Genomic DNA, 15,198 nt, shown 5'->3' on the forward strand with positions numbered 1-15,198 from the left:
GAATTGGCTCTTTCTTTACAGTAGATAGTTTTTAGAATATCAATTTAGCTGAAAAGTGATAGTTTTTCAGCAGCCTCCATAAAACAGGAAGTTCTCTTCTCTCGATTCTCTTAGGCTTCTTGGATTTCAATGCCTTCAATAACCACATCATGCACCGGTTTGTCTTGTGGTCCCCGTTGCACGTTTTGAATTTCGTCTACCACGTCCATGCCTTCAACCACATGGCCGAAAACCGTATGACAGAAGTCCAACCAAGGCGTGCCCCCTTGTTTGTAAGCTTCAATGACTTCTGATGGATAGCCCGCGCCTTCCAATTGACCTAACATGTTGCCAGGAACGTTTTGATTAGAAACGATGAAAAACTGGCTGCCGTTGGTATTTGGCCCCCGGTTAGCCATGGACAAAGCGCCCCGAAGATTGAAGAGTTCTTTGGAAAACTCATCTTCAAAATCGCCGCCAAATGAGCTATCCCCACCCATACCAGTACCGGTTGGGTCGCCCCCTTGGATCATAAAATCAGGGATTACTCGGTGGAAAATCACCCCATCGTAATAGCCTTGTTTGGCCAATGTTTCAAAGTTTTCAACAGTTTTTGGGGCAATTTCAGGAAACAATTGAACCAAGATATTGCCACGGTTGGTTTTGATTAAGGCTTTGTGGCCAGTTTGTGCTGCTAAAGATAATTGTGGAAATTCAGACATCTGCGTCACTCCTTCAAAATTTAGTACGTCACTTCCTACGTACACACTTCCCCTGCTTCATCCACTTGACTGGATCAATGACAGGGCTTTTCCTAGTACCATGATAGCAGAAAAGCATAAGTTTGCCACCAAAAAACTCATTATCATTGAAACTCCAGATAAGGGTTGCTATAATGCCAGTTAGAAAATGAGAAAGATTCTCAATTAAAACGCTCGGCTCTCTTTACCAGCCGTGCCTCTTGAAATCAACATTTTCCCAAACCAACCTTACTGGAGGATATTCCATGGAAATATATGACATCACCATCGTCGGCGCCGGGCCAGCTGGGCTTTTTGCAGGCTTTTATGCTGGCATGCGCCAAGCCAAGACCAAGATAATCGATAGCTTGCCCCAACTAGGCGGACAGCTGGCCGCCCTTTACCCCGAAAAAATGATTTACGATATTCCCGGCTACCAAGCCATCAAAGCCGGCGATCTAGTCACCAATTTGAAGGAACAGCTAGCGACTTTTTCTCATACGTATGCTTTGGAACAAGAAGTGACTGGTATTCAGCCTTCAGCAACTGGCTTGATCACCGTCACTACCAACCGGGAAACCCACTATACCCGGTCTTTAGTGTTGGCTTTGGGAAATGGCTCCTTTAGCCCCCGCCGCCTAAAACTCCCAGAAGCCCCCCAATATGAAGGCCATGGCTTGGATTATTTCGTCGCTGATTTGGCAAGCTATGCCGGAAAAGACGTCGTAATTGCCGGTGGTGGCGATTCTGCTTTGGACTGGGCGCTGCTGCTAGCCCCCAGCGCCGCTTCTGTGACCCTCGTGCATCGTCGTGATAATTTCCGTGGCCACGAACACACCTTAGCTCAAGTTCTGGCGCACGACAATATCACGTTGAAGACCCCATTTATCATTGATCAGCTTACTGGCCAAGAGCACCTCCAACAGCTTACTTTGACTCATACCAAAAGTGGGGAAAAAGAAACACTGGCTTGCGATCAATTATTGGTCAGCTATGGCTTTACCAGTAGCCTCGATCTTAGGGATTGGCAGCTAGAGGGGGATCGTCGCGGCATCACGGTAGCTTCTGATATGAGTACTTCGCTGCCAGGCGTCTATGCTTGTGGTGATATCGCCAGCTACCAAGGGAAGGTCAAACTGATTGCCGCAGGATTTGGGGAAGCCCCCACTGCCGTCAACAACGCCCTTTATTACTTAAATCCAGAACAGCATCTCCATCCCGGTCACTCCACTAGCCTGTTCAAAAAAGTGAGCAATGGTGACGAAAAATGACAACAGCTTTCCCCACTGTCTGTCGCTTTGTATCAGGGCTTCTGAATGTTTAGGAAAACATAAGATGAGATATTTTTGACAAAGAAGCAGTGTTCAAATATGCTTAATTATGGTACGATATCTTTATGTAAGTGTTTTCAAAACGAGGACAGCCCACCTGAAAATCCAGAAAATCCCACAGCTATTTGCATTTTCAAGTACCTGTCTCTCACGAAAAAGGCTGTCACCTGGTGTTCGCCAAATTTTCAAGAACACGGTATAAAAGGTTGCGACAGCAGTTATTGGAGGAATGAAACATGGTAATCGAAACAAAAACATTAGAAGAAGAAGCCCGGGAACTATTAAATAGTCGCGGAGTTAGCTTGAAAGACATCGGGGATTTGGTTTATTTTCTCCAAAAAGACTACATCCCGAACATCACTTTGGCCGAATGCATCGCCTCCGTCGAATCGGTATTGACGAAACGGGAAGTCCACAATACGATCCTCACTGGTATTCAACTGGATATCTTAGCAGAAAAAGGCGAATTACTGGCTCCGTTGCAAGAAATCGTCGCGGAAGATGAAGGCTTATACGGCATCGACGAAATCCTCGCTTTGTCCATCGTCAATGTCTACGGCTCCATCGGCTTTACCAATTACGGCTACATCGACAAAGTGAAACCAGGCATCTTGGCAGAACTTAACGCCCATGACGGCAAAAACGTCCACACCTTCTTAGATGATATCGTGGGTGCCATCGCCGCTGCGGCTGCCAGTCGTCTAGCTCACTCCCACCCATCGAAATCCCATTATATTGTGCAATAATAGCATAAGAAAGGCTGAACGAACTCGTTCAGCTCTCGAGAATTAAGGCGAAACCGACACATGATGTTCTTTATCATGAGTCGGTTTCGCCTTAATTTTAGAAGATGCTAGCTGGACTTAGCGACTCTTGCTTAGTCCAACTGTATGCGGTAGCTGAGCTAGTTCGTGAAGCCAGACATTGTTAGACTAAGGTATTATAGAATTTTCACTTGTGAAAATTTTATAATACCTTAGTCTAAGAAAAAAAAGGCCACCAACTGAAAAGTGCTTCGGTTGGTGGTCTTTGTTTGGAAATATAAAAACAGCCACTAATCCGACCTACTGGAAAAGCGACTGTTCATGCTGGTCTATGCTAGTCTATTTCTTCAAAGAGCGGCGGCCCCAGATGACCATGGCCAAAAAGAAGACTTCTAACAAGACAAAGGCCAAAATAAAGCAATGCATGAAGAAGGTTTCGGGCAAGACGTTGATGATGGGGTCAGTGGCAGGATCAAACAGCCAGTCGTCATTGGCAAAAAATAACTCGTGGAACTTGACGAAAAAGGTATCGAAACCCACTGCCATCACGGAACCCAATAACACGGGAATGATCATCCCCCATTGAAACGGCCGCACCAATTTAAATAAGCGCCCTGTCTTTTTCAATCGACGAAGATACCAAATCGCTGGTATAACTGAAAGAATCAAGACAGCATAATTCAAAATAAAGAGCTTCTTCACATCGACAAAATGCCCCCGCCCAGCCTCTGACATCGGAAAGTCCGGCAGTGCTAAGGTCTGATTGAAGGGATTATTCAAAAAAGCCATCAGCTGATCGAAGTTTTTCAATAACGTCTCCCGGCTCATATCCACCCAATCCAAAATGTCTAAATGCTGAATGTCAAACACATACAGCGGGCGAAAATTGATCGTGATAGTGATCGCCAAGGTCAGTAAAAATAAAAACAAGCAAAGTAAGCCGAAGATTTCGCTAATGCGCCGTGAATCCTTCACCGCCGCCGTCATCGGTCAAACTCCCATTCATCCAAGGAGTCAATCACAAACGTCGGGGCTACTGGCAAGCTAGGTACCGCTTCTTTCGGGGTAAAGCCAGAGAGGACCAACAAGGAGTCGATGCCGTTATTGATCCCGGAACGGATATCCGTTTCATAGTTGTCGCCGACCATCAAGACTTCTTCTTTCGATAGACCGATGCGTTGGACGGCTTTTTCCATGATGACGGCTTCTGGTTTGCCGATAAAGATCGGTTTTGTTTGCGTTGCCGTCTCCATGAAAGCAATCAAAGCCCCTGCTCCAGGCATCAAGCCGCGTTCTGTCGGGATGTTTTTATCAGGATTCGTGCCGATAAACATCGCCCCTTTTTGAATGGCTAAGGTAGCGATCACAAACTTCTCGTAAGTCACATCATTATCCAAGCCCACCACGACATAATCGGGTGCCTCTTCATCCCAGACAAAGCCTGCCGCCAATAGCAAATCAATCAAGCCGGCTTCACCGATGGCATACACTTTGTTGCCACGGCCGGCATCTTTCATGTAATCGATGGTTGCCAAACTTGCGGTATAGATAGTCTCGGCCGCCACATGGATATCAAACATCTTGGCCAACCGCTCTTGGACGGTCTCCGGGCTGCGGGTGGTGTTGTTGGTCACGAACAAAAAGGGCAAGTTGCGCCGTTGCAGTTCTTCCACGAAGCGTTTGCCTGCTGGAATCGGTTCGCTGCCGCGGTAAATCGTACCATCTAAATCAATCAAATAACCTTTATATGTCAAAATTAATCTTCTCGTTTCCTGATAGTATAGCCGCCTTTTTTGCCACTCTTATGGGCTGGTTGGCTGGGCTTCGTCGGTGTTGCTGGTTTTTCTTGGCGATTTTTGATCACTGGTCGCCGTTTTTGGTTGAGCTTTTCGCGGCGTTCTTCGATAAAGGCTTGGCCGGTAGCCGGGCTTTGTCGTTTGTTTCGGGAGTCGCTAGTTTTGTTTTGCGAGTTGCCACGATTGTTGCTACGGCTGTCTGAGCGATTGTCGTTGCCCGTCCGTTTTTGATTGCCTCGTTGATTGCCCCGGTTGTTACGAGTAGCGCCGGACTTTTTGCTTGTGCCACTGGTATTGCCTTCATTGCTTCTTGGGGAACCTGCGGCATTTTCTTGGTAGCTTTCCTCGCGACTGCCCTTTTTACGACGGCGACGATTGGAAGTCTTCTCCCGCTTGCCGCCGATGCGCTTGATGACAAAGTAGGCGCAGCCAAAGTTACAGAACTCATACAGATAATCTTCCAAGGTGTCGATGCGTTGTTCCGGCAAGGCTTTGCGGTCATCGGCTTCAAAAAAGCCCTTCAGCCGCAACTGCTCATAGCCCCAATCCCCCACGATGTAATCGTAGCGGGCTAATACATCACTGAAACGCTCGCCAAGTTTTTCGGCATTGAAACCCTCTCGATGATTGGCTACCAACTTGTATTCCCGTTCGCCTACCATCAAATCGGTTTCGTTAAGCAGCGTCACCGGTTCACCTTTGGGAGGTGCCGCTGGTGTTTCATCTTGGGTCACTTCTTCAAGGACTTGCGCCAGTTCATCTGCGATAGTTGGCGTGTCGGTTTGTTTATTTTTTACCTCTGAGGTTGTTTTTTCATCAGAGTTTGCTTTGTTATTGGTCATTTTTCCACCACCTGATTGATGGACTTTTTCCCAGATTGGCAAAAAGTCTCGCTAGATTTCATTATACCTTGTTTTTAGGTCAAAGGGTAGTGACTGTGTAAATAGCTCGCCACCACCGAGCGGATAAACTCGGGGAACAAAAACTCATGGCGACCTTTCAGCTCAATCGTCGGGAAAAAAGGAACAAACATGAAATGATCCACGGTGGTAAAGGTGTAGTCCGCCTTAGGATCCACCGGCTTATCCAGCCACAAGACTTGGTGATTGACGTCATCATAAGTGATCCCGGAATAGACAATCTCCCCGAAAATCTTCCCGCGAAAGCCCATCCCCACCATGGGAAAACGCCGCAAGAAACCGCGATTTTTCTCCATTTCCAAAACCATCCGCTCCAAATCTTCCCCCGTCAAGGTCACGCGGATCAAATGCATCGGATGGGGCAAACTCTCATGAAGCATATCCTGATCCACTACCCCCGCTGGCAAAGGTGCCAAAAACAGCCCACTGCTGAGAATCGCAGCTGCGGTTTTCCCTCGCACTTTAGCCGCTTCTAACGCTGTCTGGATCAAAGGAAACTCAGCTTCCAAATCCAAGGATAAGTCATGAGGGAGTCTAGCCACTTTTTGTTCCTGCAATAAATGATGCCCCGTCGCCAGAAAGTTTGCCACTTCTTCCTCATCTTCAGGAAAGACCGTCAAACTAGCGGTAGCAATCGTGTGGGCCTTGGTTTCCACCACGTGATGCTGATCGTCAAGGAGAAGAGCCACCTCCCCGATATGCTCCCCAAACCGCCCCGCTGCCGCCAACTGGACCCCATTTTCCAGACGACCTTTCGCAAACAGATGATGGGTATGGGACCCCAAAATCACGTCAATGTCCGGCAGTTGCTGGGCGATATCCAAGTCATCGACTACCCCCAGATGGCTCATAAGCACCAAGACATCCACCTCTTTTTTCAATCGCAGACACAAGCTGGGTAAAATCTCCATCGGCTCCCGAATATCCCAACCATTGGGGGCATAAGTCAAAGGAAACGCCGCCGTCATGGCAATCAGGCCAATCTTCGTGCCAGCAGCCGTAGTGATTATTTTATAGGGTTTGCACCAAGCGGGCATTTGCAACGTGGTTTTATCGTAAAGATTAGCCAGTAACACATCAAAATTGGCTTCATCATAAAGATGATCCAAGTCCCGCTTGGAATTGCCCGTGCCTTCGTTATTGCCAATCGTCGCCGCATCGTAGTTCACTTGGTTCATCAATTGAATATTGGCTTGCCCATTGGTGGCCTCGGTCAAGGGGTGCCAACGATCCACAAAATCCCCCAGATCCACCGTGATCACTGTCTGCCCCCGGTCTTCAATCTCCTGTTTCCGTTGGTTAAGGTAACGGCGAATTTTGGGCCAGTTTTCCAGATGGGAATGCAAGTCGTTGGTATGAATTAACGTAATTTTTTCCATCAGTCATCCCTCGTTTCTTCAAGACTCAGTCTACCATAAGATATTCTAGACTGCTTACAAAAAGTACGCTTTGATTGGATTTTGACAAATATTTCACTGAAAACCTTTGTTAAATAAGGATTGACAGAGAACAGTCGTTATCAGTATACTAAAATGAAACAGTATCCGGCGGGTGTCAGATGCTGTTTTTACATGTTTTCAAGGAAAGGACGAATGCAATGCAAATCTTGGGCCTCCGTTTTGGCTTTCGTAATATTAAGACTGGAGTCAGTGTTTTTCTATGTATTTTGATCAGTTTTTTATTACAACGGGAAACCTATGTTGTGGCTTGTATCACGGCGATTTTTACCATCCGAGACGACCATGTGAATACCGTCCGCTATGGCAAACACCGCATCATGGGCAACACATTTGGCGCCATCGCTTCCATGATTTGTATCTTTATTTTCAAGACATTTGGCCAATCAAAACCTGTCCAGTTGGTGGCGATTCCGCTTGTGATTATGTTGATTATCGCCTTGTTGGCTCGCTTTGATTACCACGAAGGGACAGTGGGAGCTTGTGCGACGTTACTGACGATTCTCTTTATGATTCCCAGTTACGATTCCTACCATTATGCTTTCAACCGCGTCATCGATAGCATTATCGGCATGTTTATCGCCATCGCCGTCAACCGCATCTTACCCACACCGGAAACTTGTGAAAAAGCCTCGGCTGATGCTCCTTCAGCTGAAATCGACTAACATGCAAAAACCAGTTACCTCCTTGGCTGAGGCAACTGGTTTTTTGCTTATTTAAATTCGGTAATTTCGCTAGCGGACAAACGGACTGAGGAATAGCCCTCTTCTGCCCCTTTCCCAATAGACAAAATTATCACTGGCAAGTAGCGTTCCTTGTCCAAACCAACCGTTTCCGCTAACAACTCTGCTTCAAAGCCACCGATGGGATTGGTTTCGTAGCCGTGAGCACGGGCCACTAACATCAACTGCATCGCTGCTAGACTTGAGTCGATTTTCACCACGTCGTTCATATGTTCTTTGGAGAAATTTTTGTAATAAGGGATGATCGTTGCTAACTGTTGATCCCGCACTTCTGGAGGCATCTTGCCTTCCTCCACCGCCCGATTGTAAATCGTTTCCCCATATTCGTAACATTGCAAATCACCGAAAATCAAGATCATCGCTGAAGAAGTTGCGTTTTGGCGGGTATTGAAACGAAGCAAAGGTTGCAATTTGGCTTTTTCAGCTTCACTTTCCACCACCACAAAGCGCCAAGGCTGCATGTTGACCGAAGAAGGTGCCGTCACCGCTTCATCGATCATCGCTAGCATTTCTTCATGGGGAATTTTCACCGTTTCATCATATACCCGCACCGATTTTCTTTCAAAGACAATATTTTCAAAATCATTGTTGCTTCTTTCTGACATTTGAATCCTTCTTTCACTGTTGTATTTTTTTAAGCAATCCCAACAACATTTTTGCCTCTTCCTCACTTAAATTCAACTGTATCAAGGATGGCGCGTCACGATGCGTCCCTTCACACCGACTCAAAGCACTGCTGGCAGTCCCTGTCAGCTGCACAAAGACTTCTCGATGATTGTCAGGATTACGTTTCCGGAGCACATAGTTTTTCTCTTCCAACACTTTCAAGTGGCGAGTCACCGCTGCGCTATCGATTTTCAACACCTCTTGCAAAGCAGACTGCAAACAAGAACCGTTTTCTTTCAAAAACTGCAGCAACTCATAGCGGGTCAGACTAAACCCTGTTTCTTTTTCAAATTTGCTGGTCATTTCCTGATTGGCCAACTTCAATTGATAAAACAATTGGCTCGTTTCTCGTAAGTTCATCGTGTCCCCCTCGTTTACAATTGACTTGTCAATGATTGACCAGTCAACTATAAATAAAAGTCAGAAAAATGGGTAGTGATTTGCTTGTGAAGAGGAGGGTATGGATATACATCTAGTAAGGGAATCAAAAACAGCAAGCTCTAGGTCTGTTGTCCCATACTTGCTGTCTTTTTAAATATTTAACTAATTAAACGAATCACTTACTTCACGCAAAAGCTACTGTGCCACCTGAAAGACCACGTCGTCAAATCCTTCTTGCTCCAGGTAAATGTTGGCATCTTCTTTGTAGCCGGTGTAGTCAAAAATCCCATAAGTAATATTTCCCTCTTGATACCCGCGATTCCACTCATAATAGTTCGTTTCCCCATTTTGCTCCACTCGTAGACGCTGACTATTGTCTTTGCCTTCTTTCGCCCGCTGTCTTAATAAAGCACTACGTTTTTCAGCATCTGAAATTTTCACGACAAAGCCACTAGGATAAGCGATACCCTCTGCAACTGGCAACTCAGATTGATTTTTTTGTTTGTAACTGATTCCAGCAAACTTTTCCATATCCTTATTGGCGACCGTAAAGTTCCAGTTCCCTTTTGCCACCGCAAGGACCTCCACTGTCGACAATCCAGGCTGCGGATTTTCAATTTTTTCAAAGCCGCTAATCTTATCAATTGTGATGTTTAAGCCAGCAATTGTTGCATAGCCTGCAAAGTTTGCTGGATGGGCAGCCATAAAATAGAACATCACATGGTTAGCCGTATCCAAATGAGGCGTAATACTCATACTACCTTCATCTAGTGTTACACCCTCCGTCGTCTTAATGCTGATCTTTGGCCAAAACTCCCTCACCAAATCCTCGTTTTTCACCATCTCTTGATTTTTAGAATAATCAATTGTCAAGGTAAAACCTAGCTCGATATCATCCACATATATACGTTCCAAAGTTACTGACACGTCCTGATCGACAGCTACCAAGTTTTCCTCTCGCACAAAGTTGTCTTGCAGAACCGATTGTGGGAAGAACTTCATCTGGATAAATGCCAAAGCCGATGCCCCGGGTGCGGTCTGAGAAAATATCCCCCCGGCCACCAATAAGACTGCCGCCACGATTCCCAATCTTCCCAGCAGACGCCGCCGTTTTTGCTGCTTACGAATCTTCCCGTAAGCCGCCTCTATTTTCCCCCGAACTTCTGGTTCCATCGCCATCTTGGCATCTCCCTTCAAAGCTTTTTTTAGTTGTTGTTCAAATTCAGTCATACCATTTCCTCCTTTTTCAAATCCAGCGCCTTACTGTTTATAAGCGGCTTCCAACAAATTACGCCCGCGGGACAGCCGTGATTTCACGGTACCAATGGGGAGATCTAGAATCTCGGTAATTTCATTGAGACTTAAATCGTTGTAATAAAATAAAATCAACGGAATTTTGTAAGTGTCGGCAATCTCTCCGATTAACTCATTTAGCTCCAGTTTATCCGCCAAGTAATTCACGGATTGGTCGTGCTCCTCGTATGCCAACTTGTTATTCTTTTCCAAATACTTCTTGCAATTGTTCACCAGAATTTTGTAGATCCAAGTGTTGAAATATTTGGGACTTTTCAGCTTTTTGATATCTCGGTAACTGATGAGTATCGTCTCTTGCATCACATCGGCCACATCGTAGCTATTGTGTAAAAAACGCTTTGCTGTCAAATACAAGACCTGCTCATAGCCGGTGATCAGCTGGATAAATGCCTCATGATTCCCCCTTTGTGCCTGCCTGACTAAAAATTCAATGTCTTCCATAACGCCCGCTCCTTTTTGACTCTCTACTAATTAGAGTCGTTGGGGTGGTAAAAGGTTCCCAACAAGCACCTATTTTCTTGATTAAATATGCTGCTAGTTTTTATGTTGCTGTCGTCAAAAAAAAGCGTCCACAGAAAGTCACGTTTCTGGTGGACACTTCTTTACCAAATAAAACAAAAAAGACAGGCCCAAAAGCCTGTCCCATCACCTATGTATCGGACACATGGCTGCAACTGCTTAGGGCTGCTTTCTTCCGAATCTGACCCACTTCACTGCCCAGCCATTGTCCTAGCCTTTCGGCAAAAACTAGTATAACCCAAATTTAGTTCCTTGGCTAGTCTTTTTGAGAAAAATCATTTTTCACGGCTTTTCTTGCTTGTCTAAGGGTCAATCCAAATCGTCCCTCTCCTGCTGGTTAGTTGACAACTGTTGCAGGGCTTGGGTTTGTTGGGCGATCCGGGCAGCGACTTCAGCTTTGCGTTGTTGTTTCCGGAGTTTTTGTCGTTGCCGAATGCCCCGGAAAAAGTCCGTCAACAAAGCGCCACATTCCGCTTCCAAGATTCCCCCTTCCACGTAGGACCAATGATTGAAACGCTCATCTGTCAGCAAGTTCATAAAGGTGCCGGCCGTGCCACCTTTGGGATCGTAGGCGCCAAAGAAGACTTCCTCCACCCGGGATAAAAGCATCGCCCCACTGCACATGGGACAAGGCTCTAAGGTGACAAAGAGCTGTGACCGCTCCAAGCGCCAACTATCAATTTTGCTACAGGCTTCCCGGATAGCATACATCTCGGCATGAGCAGTGGCATCTTGGGTTTCTTCGCGACGATTGTGTCCCCGGCCGATGACTTCTCCATCTAGCACTAAGACACAACCGATGGGAACTTCCCCGATTGCTTCGGCTTTTTGGGCTTCGATCATCGCCAAGCGCATATAGTGTTCTTTTTCCCTCTGGCTAAGAGTCGTTGTTTTTTCCGTCATGATAGTTCTCATCTCCACCTTATTCACTGGTTGCGGATTCTAACAAGGTCAAGGTGCCGGCCTCTAGGTCTAGCTTAGCGGCGACCCCTAAAGGCAAGGTCCACTTCGGCTCGGTATGCCCAAAGTTACAATTGTAGACTACCGGCAAGTCTGGCAAATCAAATTCCCGTAAGACCTTTTGAATCACGTCTTGGTATTCCTGGAAGTAAGTTTCTTCTTGAGGTTTTCCAAATAAAATCCCGTTGACTCGGCTGAGGTTGCCCATGATCCCCATGGTTCGTAGTTCCCGTTCCACCAAATCAGGGACTGGCATTTCTTCTGAGGTTTCCAAAAGCAACAAGGCTCCGGCAAAATCCTCTGGTGTCGAATACAGCGGGGTGCCCCGCAACATGGCCAAGACTTCTAGGCAACCACCCAGCAAGCGACCAGTCACCTGACCTTTCCCTTGCAACACCAAAGGCCCGCGATCCGGTTGGAGCTGACGACGCAAGGGCTGGTTGGCGATTTCCCAAGGTAAAAATTCGCTGGTCCAGTTTTCCCGCCAAGGATAGACATAGCCGGTGGTATCTGCCATCAAAACTGCTTCAAAGACCTCACGAGTGAAGGCTGGAACCCCACCATTTTCTGCAAAATCCACCAGCAGACAGGGTCCGTAAAAAGAGCCCACTCCCGCCATACGAAACAACTGGTGAACCGAAGTCGAATCCGAATAGCCGATAAAAGGTTTCGGATGCTCCCGCAAAATCTGCAAATCCACATGCTGAAAAATACGATAACTTTCACTGCCGCCAATCGTCGACAGGATGGCTTTAATCTCTGGATCCAGCAAAGCTTGCTCCAAATCCCGCGCCCGCCCTTGCGGATCCGCATAGGCCGACTGGACATCTGCCAAGGTATGGGGCATTTCCACTACCTCAAACCCTAACTCCTGTAACTGGCGCTTGCCTTGTTCATAGCGCCACAAAATAGCTGGTTCACCGGCTAGTCCTGCCGATAAAGCGATGGTTGCGATTTTATCGCCAACGTGTAAACGGGCTGGTTTTTTCATCGAAAGGCCTCCTCCAAACGTTGCTAGTAGTATACCAAAAGTCTTCCCTTCTCGCGATAGCGGTGCATTTTTTTCATCTAAAAAATAACTCTTCTTTCCCATATTCCTACGGGTAAATCCCTTGTTCCTCGTTTCTGGCACCTTAATAAATAGCCCCATGACCCTAGTATTTCCTCTAAAAAACCAGTAAAATTATAACTAATCAGCACGCTAAAAATTCCCAAAGAAAGCCAGGTGCAAAGATGTTTGATACCGAGAAAGTCAAAGGCCTCAATGAATTGGAAATGGTGGTCTATCGCTATATTATCGAAAACGTCAGTACCCTTTCCTCCCTCACCATCCGGGAAATGACGGAAGCGGCTCATGTCTCCACGTCGACGATTTTGCGAACATTAACGAAACTTGGCTTTGGTGGCTTTTCCGAGTTTAAATACTTCATCAAAGAAGAACAGCAAAAAAAAGAGCGCTCCTTTGATTATTTCTATGATGCCACTGTGCAAGTGGATCATTTTTTGAAACGGGTCAATGATGACAACTACCGAGATGTTTTGCAGCCGGCAGTGAAGATGATTCTTAATAAGCGCCACATCGTCTTTACCGGCATCGGTACCAGTGGCACGCTGGGGTTGTACGGCAGTCGTTATTTTGCCAATATGGAACTCAATGCCTATAGTCTGGCAAATCCCTTTGCACCGATTCCGCCTCGTGGCTTGGAAAACACGTTAACTATTATTTTATCCGTCTCTGGTGAAACCGAGCAGATGATCGAACAGGCCATCGCCTTCAAGCGCTACGGTGCCCAAGTACTCAGCATTACCAATGATGAAAATTCCACCATTGCCCGCATGTCGGATTACAACATTTCCTATTATATGCCAGAAGTCGGTAGTCCCGTGGAAGATCATGTGAACCTCACCACCCAAGTCCCCGTCATCGCCTTGATCGAAATCTTAGCCCATCAAGTGGCAAAAAAATTGCATGTCATTGAAGAATGACTGCTACTATCGAAAAACTCAGCGACTCCCTAGTTGCTGAGTTTTTTTGGTAGACTTGTCACCTAAAAATCCTCAAGTTATAAAAATTTTCCCAAAAGCCAGTTCGCTAGTCTGAAGGTTGCTTTCCACCAGCAACCTTTTAACGGAAGGCGGGGTAATAAAGAGGCTCCACAGCGTCCCTTAGCTCTTCTAATCTGTCTTCTGATGCCTGCAATAGCCTCTTTTGTTTTTTCCTACGAAACATGTTTCATAAACTCCTCAACCGCTACCATTTCTTCTAAGCAGCCGGTATGATAAAGATGTAAACGGTACCCTTTAGTGCTAGCAGGATATCCGCAGGGCCCTTTCACGCTATTATTTCTTTTGGGAAGTCACTGTTGCGTCGGCCAACGTCACAGAAAAACTCACCGACTTGCCATCACTACATTTTTTGACAAGGAGAGAAGAAAATGAATGAATTTATTAATGAAAAAGTATTGCCCCCGGTCTTAAAATTTGTCAACACCAAGGCCATCACCGCCTTACGTAATGGGATGTTGTACACGATGCCTTTTACTATCGTCGGATCGATTTTCTTGCTTTTGGCAAACTTCCCGATTAAAAGCGTCAGCGATTGGGTGACCAACAGTGGTCTAGCCAACTATTTCAATGAAGCTTTTGGTGCTTCTTTTGCCATTATGGCGATTTTCGCCGTAGTGGGTATTGCCTATTCTTATGTGAGAGATTCCGGCTTTGAAGGTCTGCCAGCTGGGATGATCGCCTTAGTGGTTTTCTTGATGACCCAGACTTCTTCCGTCACTGATGGCCAATCCGGCGTGACGATTGGCAATGTTATCAACAAAACTTGGACAGGTGGTCAAGGGATGATCGCTGCCATCTTGGTCGGATTGTTTGTCGGTTGGGCCTATGTCTGGTTTTTGAAACGGGACATTCGCATCAAATTGCCTGAACAAGTTCCCACTAACGTCGCAAACTCCTTATAGTCGAAAATGGCTTTGGCGCCCGGGATGAGGTCTTGCCTAATGGTGAGATCCACGACGACTATCGGATTGCTTACCTCCAAGCCCATATAAAAAGCATGAAAGACGCTGTGGCTTATGATGGCATCGATTTGATGGGCTATACACCTTGGGGCTTCATCGATCTTGTTTCCGCTGGTACTGGCGAAATGTCCAAACGCTACGGCATGATTTATGTCGACTTGGATGATCAACTAGCAGGAAGTGGCCAACGCCTGAAAAAACAATCCTTTGACTGGTACCAACAAGTCATCCGATCCAACGGTGAAAAATTGGATTTCTAAGCTCCGTTTTCCCTCCTAATCGTCAAGCCGTCGACGAAAGCCAGACTCTCGTAACCAACACTTCTACTTTACGATTAGTTGCTATACACAAAACCACCACTAGCCTAGGTTACCCGTTCATTTCCTAGGCTGATGGTGGTTTTTTGTGATCCTGTGGGTTTACCTGTAGTCATTCCTTTACAGATAAGAAGACAAGAGGAACGTGCCTCCAGAGAATTCCCCGGGTGGTAGCGGGACCGACCAATGTCAACCAAGGTACATGTTTGTTTGGCTAGTACATCTTAGTGAACTCTGCTTAGATGAACTGTAGGCACAATGCTCCTTAGCCCGCCCAAATCC

The 15,198-nt window shown here is 46.3% G+C and carries 14 protein-coding genes, 1 other RNA gene and 3 pseudogenes; 6 read left to right on the forward strand and 12 right to left on the reverse strand.

The features are described from left to right. Nucleotides 1-110: 110 nt before the first annotated feature. Nucleotides 111-701: a peptidylprolyl isomerase gene (locus tag ACO03U_RS02995; RefSeq protein WP_204685655.1), complete on the reverse strand. Its 591-nt coding sequence runs from the start codon at nucleotides 699-701 to the stop codon at nucleotides 111-113. A gap of 284 nt (nucleotides 702-985) precedes the next feature. On the opposite strand from ACO03U_RS02995, the gene ACO03U_RS03000 reads away from it, so the two are divergent. Together ACO03U_RS03000 and ACO03U_RS03005 are read left to right on the forward strand one after the other, a co-directional pair. Next, nucleotides 986-1,990 (forward strand): NAD(P)/FAD-dependent oxidoreductase, encoded by a 1,005-nt coding sequence (locus ACO03U_RS03000; RefSeq protein ID WP_204685653.1) that lies wholly within the window; start codon nucleotides 986-988, stop codon nucleotides 1,988-1,990. Nucleotides 1,991-2,286: 296 nt separating this feature from the next. After that, entirely contained in the window at nucleotides 2,287-2,796 is a 510-nt protein-coding gene (locus ACO03U_RS03005) for a phosphatidylglycerophosphatase A family protein (RefSeq protein WP_161869356.1), read from the forward strand. A gap of 357 nt (nucleotides 2,797-3,153) precedes the next feature. On the opposite strand, the gene ACO03U_RS03010 is transcribed toward ACO03U_RS03005, so the two are convergent. From ACO03U_RS03010 to ACO03U_RS03025, 4 genes and pseudogenes are all read right to left on the reverse strand, one after another. Beyond that, nucleotides 3,154-3,801, reverse strand: coding sequence for a TIGR01906 family membrane protein (locus ACO03U_RS03010; protein WP_204685651.1), 648 nt, complete (start codon nucleotides 3,799-3,801; stop codon nucleotides 3,154-3,156). Beyond that, nucleotides 3,798-4,568, reverse strand: a complete 771-nt coding sequence (locus tag ACO03U_RS03015) for a TIGR01457 family HAD-type hydrolase (protein WP_204685649.1) — start codon at nucleotides 4,566-4,568, stop codon at nucleotides 3,798-3,800. The genes ACO03U_RS03010 and ACO03U_RS03015 overlap by 4 nt, the downstream gene beginning before the upstream one ends. A 263-nt stretch (nucleotides 4,569-4,831) precedes the next feature. After that, nucleotides 4,832-5,452: pseudogene (locus tag ACO03U_RS03020) on the reverse strand (YutD family protein); the annotation flags it as partial. A 74-nt stretch (nucleotides 5,453-5,526) separates the two neighbouring features. Further along, complete coding sequence (locus ACO03U_RS03025) at nucleotides 5,527-6,909, reverse strand: bifunctional metallophosphatase/5'-nucleotidase (protein ID WP_204685647.1); 1,383 nt, start codon at nucleotides 6,907-6,909, stop codon at nucleotides 5,527-5,529. Nucleotides 6,910-7,127: 218 nt separating this feature from the next. Between ACO03U_RS03025 and ACO03U_RS03030 the strand changes: the two genes are divergently transcribed. Next, nucleotides 7,128-7,652: an FUSC family protein gene (locus ACO03U_RS03030; RefSeq protein WP_204685646.1), complete on the forward strand. Its 525-nt coding sequence runs from the start codon at nucleotides 7,128-7,130 to the stop codon at nucleotides 7,650-7,652. 47 nt (nucleotides 7,653-7,699) lie between these two features. Here ACO03U_RS03030 and ACO03U_RS03035 read toward each other — a convergent pair whose 3' ends face one another. The 7 genes from ACO03U_RS03035 to ACO03U_RS03065 all read right to left on the reverse strand — a co-directional run bounded on the left by ACO03U_RS03035 (nucleotide 7,700) and on the right by ACO03U_RS03065 (nucleotide 12,561). Next, complete coding sequence (locus tag ACO03U_RS03035) at nucleotides 7,700-8,335, reverse strand: nitroreductase family protein (protein WP_204685645.1); 636 nt, start codon at nucleotides 8,333-8,335, stop codon at nucleotides 7,700-7,702. Nucleotides 8,336-8,348: 13 nt separating this feature from the next. Beyond that, nucleotides 8,349-8,756, reverse strand: coding sequence for a MarR family winged helix-turn-helix transcriptional regulator (locus tag ACO03U_RS03040; protein WP_161869349.1), 408 nt, complete (start codon nucleotides 8,754-8,756; stop codon nucleotides 8,349-8,351). 216 nt (nucleotides 8,757-8,972) lie between these two features. After that, nucleotides 8,973-10,007, reverse strand: coding sequence for a DUF4179 domain-containing protein (locus ACO03U_RS03045; protein ID WP_204685644.1), 1,035 nt, complete (start codon nucleotides 10,005-10,007; stop codon nucleotides 8,973-8,975). A 30-nt stretch (nucleotides 10,008-10,037) separates the two neighbouring features. Then, nucleotides 10,038-10,532 (reverse strand): RNA polymerase sigma factor, encoded by a 495-nt coding sequence (locus tag ACO03U_RS03050; protein WP_204685642.1) that lies wholly within the window; start codon nucleotides 10,530-10,532, stop codon nucleotides 10,038-10,040. A gap of 209 nt (nucleotides 10,533-10,741) precedes the next feature. Further along, nucleotides 10,742-10,826, reverse strand: an RNA gene (ffs, locus tag ACO03U_RS03055) — signal recognition particle sRNA small type. A gap of 93 nt (nucleotides 10,827-10,919) precedes the next feature. Beyond that, nucleotides 10,920-11,513: a tRNA adenosine(34) deaminase TadA gene (gene tadA / locus ACO03U_RS03060; protein WP_204685636.1), complete on the reverse strand. Its 594-nt coding sequence runs from the start codon at nucleotides 11,511-11,513 to the stop codon at nucleotides 10,920-10,922. Between the two features lie 19 nt (nucleotides 11,514-11,532). After that, complete coding sequence (locus tag ACO03U_RS03065) at nucleotides 11,533-12,561, reverse strand: S66 family peptidase (RefSeq protein ID WP_204685634.1); 1,029 nt, start codon at nucleotides 12,559-12,561, stop codon at nucleotides 11,533-11,535. Nucleotides 12,562-12,803: 242 nt separating this feature from the next. Between ACO03U_RS03065 and ACO03U_RS03070 the strand changes: the two genes are divergently transcribed. From ACO03U_RS03070 to ACO03U_RS03080, 3 genes and pseudogenes are all read left to right on the forward strand, one after another. Continuing rightward, the gene (locus tag ACO03U_RS03070) at nucleotides 12,804-13,556 is read left to right on the forward strand and encodes a MurR/RpiR family transcriptional regulator (protein ID WP_204685632.1); all 753 of its coding nucleotides are present in this window, start codon (nucleotides 12,804-12,806) and stop codon (nucleotides 13,554-13,556) included. A 449-nt stretch (nucleotides 13,557-14,005) separates the two neighbouring features. Beyond that, nucleotides 14,006-14,533 (forward strand): annotated as a pseudogene (locus ACO03U_RS03075) (PTS transporter subunit EIIC); the annotation flags it as partial. Further along, nucleotides 14,524-14,859: pseudogene (locus ACO03U_RS03080) on the forward strand (family 1 glycosylhydrolase); the annotation flags it as partial. The pseudogenes ACO03U_RS03075 and ACO03U_RS03080, both read left to right, overlap by 10 nt. Nucleotides 14,860-15,198 lie beyond the last annotated feature (339 nt).

The sequence above is a fragment of the Enterococcus diestrammenae genome, assembly GCF_049384045.1.
Lineage (GTDB): Bacteria > Bacillota > Bacilli > Lactobacillales > Enterococcaceae > Enterococcus_C > Enterococcus_C diestrammenae.